Consider the following 7870-nt stretch of genomic DNA (forward strand, 5'->3'; position numbering starts at 1 on the left):
GGGAAATCGCGCGCAATGGCGGCAGCCACAGGTATCGGGCACATGAGGCCGATGCAAACTCATGGGAGCGCGCTCGACGGCCCAAGGCGTGTGCGTTGTCGGGCAATGCGCGGCTGCGCCGGCTGGTGGCGGCCAGGCTCAAATTACAATGGACTCCTGTACAGATAGCGGGATGGCTCAGGCGCGAGTTCCGGGTCGACAAGGACATGAAGATATCTCACGAGACGATCTACCGGAGCCTGTTCATCCAGGCGCGCAGGGTGCTTAAAAAGGAACTCGTCGCCCATCTTCGTACGAACCGTACGATGCACCAGGCGAAGAGCGCCTCGGCGAGCGGCCAGAACAGGGGCAACATAATCGGAGCAGCGTCGATCAGCGAAAGGCCGGGCGAGGTGGAGGACCGTGCGGTACCTGGGCATTAGGAAGGCGATCTGCCGGCGGGCTCAAACAACACCTACATTGCCACACTGGTGGAGCGGCACTCGCGTTATGTGATGCTGGTCAAGGTGGCAGGCAAGGACACGGCAAGTGTGGTGTCGACGCTGATAAAGCAGGTGAACAAGCTGCCGAAACAACTACGCGGATCGCTGACATGGGACCGCGGTACAGAGATGGCGAGCCACAGGAACTTCACGATTGCCACGGACGTACAGGTGTATTTCTGCGATCCGCGAGCCCATGGCAACACGGCAGCAACGAGAATACGAATGGCCTGCTGTGTCAGTACTTTCCCAAAGGCAAACCGGTGGATGGCTATTCGCAGGCAGAATTGAACAAGATCGCCGCGCGCCTGAACGGTCGACCCCGGCAAGCCTTGCAATTTATGAACCGTGCCGAAAAACTGGCAGAAACGTTGGGTGTTGCAATGACCGGTTGAATCCCCCCACCCAGCCGCCACGCGCAAAAGCATCGTCAATAAACCCCAGCCTCCCCCACAGGCCGATTCTTAAACCTCTTATGCACCCAATAATATTGATCAGGAATCCGCCGCACTTGCGTCTCGAGGAATTCGGTAATCCGCCGCGCATCCACAGCAACATCATCCGAAGGAAAATCAGCTAACGCGTCAAAAATAGTCAGCTTATAGCCGCGATAGTCTGGCAAGACTTCAGTCACAAACGGCACCACCCGCGCATTCCCAGCCTTCGCCATCCGCGAAACAGAAGTCAACGTACAAGCCGGCACACCAAAAAACGGCACAAACACCGAATCCCGCAGCCCAAAATCCATATCCGCAGCCAGCATGACCGGCTTGCCGTCACGCAAAACCCGCAACGCGCGCCGCACACTATCGCTACGCGGAATCATCTCCGTACCAAAGCGCCCGCGCTGCCGCTTGGCCATCGCATCGAGCAACAGATTCGACATCGGCGTATACAGCGACGCAACCGGATGCCGCGTCGAATACATCATGCAACCCGCCTCGATACCGACAAAATGGAAGCCCACAAAAATCGTCGGCTTGCCCTGCATGTCCGTAAGATCGATCGCGCTCTCCACTTCGACGAGGCGTGCCAGCGCCTGTGCATTGCCGAACCATTGCGGGCCGCGCTCGACATAGCTGCGGATCACATGACAGAAATGAGCGCGCGCGAGACGCTCGCGCGCCTCGTCGCTCATGTCGGGAAAACACAATTTCAGATTGGTATGTACGACGCGCCGGCGCGCGCTCGGAATCCGGTACAGCAACGCACCGATGCCGGTGCCGATGCGCGCGACAACACCGTATGGCAGGAAAGCAAACGCGCGCAGCAGACCTGTCATCAGACAGATGAGTATTCGACTTTTCACGAGGCAACGACCCGGTGGATACTGAGTGACAAACACCCCAGCCGCGGCAACCTAGCAGTTGACCACGGGCGAAGTGGCATGCGCGCGCGTTAAACGGGTCTCGCGCGGCGCGACTTTCGAGGATGGGCATCTCGCTCGCGGCGAGACGCAGCAGTGCCGGAGGCCGAAACCGCTTAGGAATCGGGCGTCCATATAGGACCCAATATAAAAGCACCGTAGGCGTAATTAAAACACACTGCGGAGAGCAGGCACAAAATCTGCTCGACGGGCCCTGCCCCAGTGGCGCCACAGAATCAGCGCCAGGCAGCGATTTCCCTGCCCTTCAAAAATATGTGTGTGCGGCCTTGGGCAAACCGCACACACTCACTACACTCCCAGACGCGTCCCAAAAGAAGTGCTCAGTGGGAGACATCAAGGCTTGTTCGTCTCGAACAAATCCATGATCTGCTTCTTTTCATTCGACGAGACACTCGGCGGCGGCACCGCCGGCGGCGTCATACCCGCAGGCCCCACACCGCCGACTGCATCGCTCGCACCAGCGGTCGGATTCGCCGAATCGAGCCCGATGCTGGCCACGAAACCATTGCCCGGCGTCATGTCCGTATAGAACAGTTCGCCGTCGACCGAAGTCACGCCGTCAGGCTGCGCCGGTTCGCTTTGCGGCACACCGCGCAGCGCGCGCTGCATGTACCCGACCCAGATCGGCAACGCGAGCTGCGCACCGAACTCACGGCTACCGAGACTCTTCGGCTGGTCATAGCCCATCCACGCCACCGCGACCAGCGATTGCTGATAACCGGCGAACCAGCCGTCCTTCGCGTCGTTGGTCGTACCCGTCTTGCCCTGCAAGTCCGAACGATGCAGCACGTTGGTGCCCGCACCCGTACCCGCGGTGGCCACCGAATGCAGCAGGCTATTCATGATGTACGCGTTACGCGGTTCGAGCGTACGCGGCGCATCCTGGCCCGCCGTCAATGGTTGCGCTTTCGAGAGCGGCTCACCACGTGCGTCGGTAACTTCATTGATCAGATACGGATTGATGCGGTAGCCACCGTTCGCAAACACCGAGTAAGCGCCCGCCGATTGCAATGGTGTGACGAGGCCCGCGCCGAGCGCCATCGGCAGATACGGCGGGGTCTTGTCGGCGTCGAAACCAAAACGCTGCGTGACAAAATCTTGCGCGTACCTGGTGCCGATGAACGACAGGATGCGGATCGACACCAGGTTCTTCGACTTCTGCAACGCGAGGCGCATCGGCATCGGACCGTCCGGCTGGTCGTCGTCCTTCGGCTCCCACGCATCACCGCCCGGCGTGCTCGGCGGAAAGTACAACGGCGCGTCGTTAATGATCGTGGCCGGTCCGATGCCCTTGTCGAGCGCGGCCGAATAGATGAACGGCTTGAAGCTCGAACCCGGCTGACGCCACGCCTGTGTGATGTGGTTGAACTTGTTCTTGTTGAAGTCGAAGCCGCCTACCAGCGCGCGAATCGCGCCGTCCTGCGGCGTCAGCGAAACCAGCGCACCCTCCACTTGCGGAAGCTGCGTGATCTGCCAGTTGCCCTTGTCGTCGGCAACGAGGCGCACGATCGAGCCCGGCTTGATCTTCGTGGCCGCCGCCGCGCGCGCGGAGAGCGCCCCCGCTGCGAAGCGCAGACCGTCGCCGCTGATCGTCACGTCGGTGCCGTCGACCAGCTGTGCTTTCACCTGCTTCGGATTCGCATCCGTCACTACGCCGGCGATGATTTCGCCGTTGTCGGGGTGATCGGTGAGTGCGTCGTCGATAGCCTGATCGCGGTCGTCGCCCGGTGCGGGCAGTTGCACGAAACCTTCCGGTCCGCGATAGCCGTGGCGCCGTTCGTAATCCATCACGCCCTTGCGCACCGCGCGATAAGCCGCGTCCTGGTCGGCGGAATCGATCGTGGTGGTGACGTTCAGGCCGCGCGTATAAGTTTCGTCCTTGTACTGCGCATACATCATCTGGCGAACCATTTCGGCAATGTACTCAGCATGCACGCTGTATTCGTTGCCCGGATTCTTGGTGTGAATCTCTTCCTTCACGGCCTGATCGTACTGGTCCTGGCTGATGTATTTCAGCTCGAGCATGCGCTTCAGAATGTATTCCTGACGGATCTTTGCGCGCTTCGGATTGACCACCGGGTTATACGCGGACGGCGCCTTCGGCAAGCCCGCCAGCATCGCGGCTTCAGCCAGCGTGATGTCTTTCAGATCCTTGCCGAAATACACGCGTGCGGCCGCGGCAAAACCATACGAGCGCTCACCCAGATAAATCTGGTTCATGTAAACCTCGAGGATCTGATCCTTGGTCAGCGCGCGCTCGATCTTGTACGCCAGCATCATTTCGTAAATCTTGCGCGTGTAGGTCTTCTCGCTCGATAGGAAGAAGTTGCGCGCCACCTGCATCGTGATCGTGCTCGCGCCCTGCGAGGCGCCGCCGTGCATGATGTCGGAAACGCCCGCACGCAGAATGCCGACGAAGTCGACGCCGCCGTGCTCGTAGAAGCGATAGTCTTCGATCGCGAGCACGGCCTTCTTCATCTGATCCGGAATGTCCTGAAAGCGCACGATGCTGCGCCGCTCTTCGCCGAACTCGCCGATCAGCACATGATCTGCGGTGTAGACGCGCAATGGCACTTTCGGGCGATAGTCGGTCAGCGCGTCGAGCGACGGCAGTTGCGGCCCCATCACCACGAGCGCGTAACCGGCAATCAGCGCGCCCACCACGGCCAGCGTCGCCAGCAGACTGACAAACCAGATGGCGATGGTCGTACCGATCGACCGGCGGCCGGCCTCCCGGTCGCGCGAAGCAGCGTTGCGTCCTGGAGTGCGGTGGTAGGAGTCCCGGTCTTCACCAGCCGGAGAATTTGAAGAATGCGGTCGTTTGATGATTGGCATGACTGGAATAGTGGGCGCGTAACTGAACGCCTTTCTGCACACGCTCCTGGCGCGTACATGGATCGTGGTTGTAGCGCGAGCGCCGTTGCCGCACGCCCGGCCTGGCAGCGAACCCCAAGCTCACAGCAACGGCAGACCAGGCGGCACAACACACGACAATAGCAAACGGACTGCATGAGGCGCAAAACACCGCGCGGCCCTACGCCCCCGGGCAGCCGCACGGCACGCCTGGGACATCGTCCGGCGCAACGTAACAGCGCATTTTAAAGAAATCAAGCGCCGTCCAAGACAGTTTTTTTGTAAGAATTCCCTTCGCGCGGCGTCTGGGCGGTGGGTCGCGTCAGTCACACAAGCGCCGGGCGCCGCCTGCGGGGTTATCAACAGAAAATGTTGAAAGGCCTGTGGACAAGCCCACCGGAAACGCCACAACTCATTGATGTCACGGGATTTTCATGTCGCGCCCGTTCCGCATCGGTGCAACTCGTCATATGATGGACTCGGCGCGCGAGTCGTTACCGACGCGCGCGACGGCGTACGCCAAATACACGCCTTGAACCGCCAATGCCAACAAGTATGCGAGCCGACCATGAACAAGCCCAGCGAACGCATCGTCGTATTCGTCACGACCGCGCAGAAACGCGCGATCGCCGCCACCGCCGAAGACCTGGGTATCAGCGTCAGCGAACTGATGCGGCGCGCGGTGTTGAGCTTCGGCGCGACCAGTGAGCAGGTGAAAGCGGCCAGCATTGTCGACCGGTTGAATGCGCCGCGCGCGCCAGACGCGCTCGACGCGGCGCTGCAGCGTGTCGCGCGCGGCACGCGCCATGCACGGGCGGCGCTCCCGGCAGCCCCGCAAACCCACGGTAACAACGAATCCGGTGCGCCGGCGGAAAGCGCGGCCGCATCGCATGCGAATGAATTGCTGGGCACACCCGCAGGCGGAAGCCCGGCACCGTTGCTGCCGGCCGGCGTATTGGCCGCGCTTACCGCGACAGACGAGGAAATAGAAGCCGCCGCGGCCGCCGAAGCCGTGGGGCGCGTCGCTGCGGCCAAGGCGGCATCCATTGCGGATTCGGCGCAGAAGCCAGCTGACGTGGAAACGCCGTTGCGCAAGGTGCTCAAGCGTCCGCGCCTCGACGCCGCGCGCGACGAAGACGATGACCCGCACAGCGATCCGAGCACGGAAGGCGGCCGCTTCGCCTGAATCGAAACTGGCACGATCAAACGATCCGACCCATCACGCATGGACGCCCTGCTGGTAAAGCAGTACGAGCACACCGCTCACGCGCCATGCGTCTTCACATCCGCGACACCCGCCGCGCGCAGAGTGGGCGATTACGTCGTCGCGCCCTGCCCTCCATGCGCAAGGTCGGCGATGACGTCATCGTGCCCTTTAAGGCGGTTTTAAGAGAATGCGTGGTGTAATATCCGCGAGCGGCTGAATGACTCACCGCGCGTTTTTTCGGCTCTTTGCAATTCGTTTCAAAAACGTAAATTTACGGCGCCGCTATTGCAATTGTCGTGTGCGCCCCGAACTCCGGTCCGAACGCTGCGCAGCTTTACGCGCAGCGGCGTAAAGTAGCATTGGAAAGCAGTTAAAGCGCGTGGGATTATTCAGCGCCGATTTCATTCTTTGGAGGTTTTCATGTCGCTTTTTGACAGCATTTCGCGCACGCTTAAAGGTCTCCTTAACGACGCAGCCGATTCCGTGCAAGACCCGTCGCGCGATTCGCGTCAGATCGTGCGCGAACTCGACGAGAGCATTGCTAAAGCCGAGAACTCGCTGATCGAGATTCAGGCGCAAGTCGCCACGCAGCAAAGCAAGCGCGATGTTGCCGCCGACAAGGCGAAGAAGTACGAAGACGGCGCCAAGCGCGCCCTGCAATCCGGCGACGAAGCACTCGCACGCGAAGCCCTCGGCGCGCAAGCCACAGCCGAAACCGAGCGCGATGCGCTGGCCAGGGAACTGGTCACGCTGGAGCCCTCGGTTGAGCAGTTGAAGAGCCAGATCGACGACATGCGTGGCCGTCGTAACGACCTGAACGCGCGCTCGAGCATCCTGCAAGCCAAGCAGCAGATCGCTCAGGCCAAAGACGTTGCAGCCACTGCGTTGGGCGGTATCGGCGGCAAGAATCTGTCCGAAGATTTCCAGAAGCTGGAAGACAAGGTTGCGTTGTCGAATGCCCGTTCCGACGCGCGTTTGAATTCGGCCGACGTAAAGAGCGGCAAGGCACTCGACGACAAGCTCTCGGATCTGAACCGTGGCCCGTCCGTCGAAGATCGTCTCGAAGCGTTGAAGAAACAGATCAACACGCCGGCTCAGTAATTGCGTCAGCAGTAAGTACCGGCTGCGGTTATCAGCGCAGCCGGAATCGACTGAAGGAGACGGGTGCATCGCACCCGGTCCGTAAATGAAAAAATTTCTCGCAAGCGTGTTCGCCTCACTGCTGTTCGTGTCGGTCGCGGCGTTCGCTGTGCCGACGGTCCAACAGATCGAATCCGCCATGTCGCAAGGCAACTGGCAACAGGCCGATGCCGGTTTGAGCGAAGTGCTGCAGGCGCATCCGAACAACGCACGCGCGCACTACCTGTACAGCCAGGTGCTCGATCGCGAAGGCCGTTCTGCCGACGCCCTCGCCCAGGTGCAACAGGCCAAGACGCTCGACCCGCAAATCCGCTTCACCGACCCGACCCGTTTCGCGCAAACCGAAGCGCGTATCCGCAAGAACGCGGAACGTGCCGGCGCTGCCGGTGGCAACACCACGAGCCGCGCGGCCAACCCGTTCGTGCAGCAGAATTCGCCGGCGGTACAGCAGCAGTCGGCGATGGTGTCGCAGGCGCCGCAACGGCATGGTCCAGGCATGGGCATGTGGGTCGGCATCATTCTCCTGATCGGCGTGATCGCGCTGGTGTTGCGCTGGACATTGCGCCGCGCCCGCTCGCAAGACGATTCGCGTGCCGACGACGATCGTCGCGTGCAGCTCAAGCGCGCGACCGAGATGCTCAACGCCGTGCGCTCGTTGAAGCTCGACGTGAAGCTTTCCACCGTACAAGGTCATGAGGCGCTGGAGAAGGAAGTCGAATCGACCGAAGACCAGTTGCGCGGTGTTGTCGAAACCTTGTCGAACGGCAAGAATCCGGTGCCGCCGTATCAGCTCGACGAACT

The 7870-nt window shown here is 61.0% G+C and carries 5 protein-coding genes and 1 pseudogene; 4 read left to right on the plus strand and 2 right to left on the minus strand.

Annotation, left to right across the window (positions count from 1 at the left end; genetic code table 11):
* Positions 1–877: pseudogene (locus VFE81_RS29035) on the plus strand (IS30 family transposase); the annotation flags it as partial.
* A 35-nt stretch (positions 878–912) separates the two neighbouring features.
* On the opposite strand, the gene VFE81_RS00430 reads toward VFE81_RS29035, so the two are convergent.
* Positions 913–1764 carry a lipid A biosynthesis lauroyl acyltransferase gene (locus tag VFE81_RS00430; protein WP_325042702.1) on the minus strand — a complete coding sequence of 284 codons (852 nt, stop codon included), beginning with the start codon at positions 1762–1764 and terminating at the stop codon, positions 913–915.
* A gap of 438 nt (positions 1765–2202) precedes the next feature.
* Positions 2203–4704: a penicillin-binding protein 1A gene (locus tag VFE81_RS00435; protein ID WP_325042703.1), complete on the minus strand. Its 2502-nt coding sequence runs from the start codon at positions 4702–4704 to the stop codon at positions 2203–2205.
* A 586-nt stretch (positions 4705–5290) separates the two neighbouring features.
* Here VFE81_RS00435 and VFE81_RS00440 point away from each other — a divergent pair.
* The 3 genes from VFE81_RS00440 to VFE81_RS00450 all read left to right on the plus strand — a co-directional run.
* Positions 5291–5908 carry a hypothetical protein gene (locus VFE81_RS00440; RefSeq protein ID WP_325042704.1) on the plus strand — a complete coding sequence of 206 codons (618 nt, stop codon included), beginning with the start codon at positions 5291–5293 and terminating at the stop codon, positions 5906–5908.
* Positions 5909–6349: 441 nt separating this feature from the next.
* Positions 6350–7030: a PspA/IM30 family protein gene (locus VFE81_RS00445; protein ID WP_325042705.1), complete on the plus strand. Its 681-nt coding sequence runs from the start codon at positions 6350–6352 to the stop codon at positions 7028–7030.
* A gap of 85 nt (positions 7031–7115) precedes the next feature.
* Positions 7116–7870 (plus strand): tetratricopeptide repeat protein (locus VFE81_RS00450; RefSeq protein WP_325042706.1); only part of this gene is annotated, 755 nt, incomplete at its 3' end.

Source organism: Paraburkholderia sp. (genome assembly GCF_035656215.1).
In the GTDB taxonomy this organism is placed as follows: Bacteria; Pseudomonadota; Gammaproteobacteria; order Burkholderiales; family Burkholderiaceae; genus Paraburkholderia.

Coding starts and splice junctions, on each gene's coding strand:
- VFE81_RS00440 (WP_325042704.1), top strand. CDS start 5,291: ATGAACAAGCCCAGCGAACGCATCGTCGTATTCGTCACGACCGCGCAG.
- VFE81_RS00430 (WP_325042702.1), bottom strand. CDS start 1,764: ATGACAGGTCTGCTGCGCGCGTTTGCTTTCCTGCCATACGGTGTTGTC.
- VFE81_RS00445 (WP_325042705.1), top strand. CDS start 6,350: ATGTCGCTTTTTGACAGCATTTCGCGCACGCTTAAAGGTCTCCTTAAC.
- VFE81_RS00435 (WP_325042703.1), bottom strand. CDS start 4,704: ATGCCAATCATCAAACGACCGCATTCTTCAAATTCTCCGGCTGGTGAA.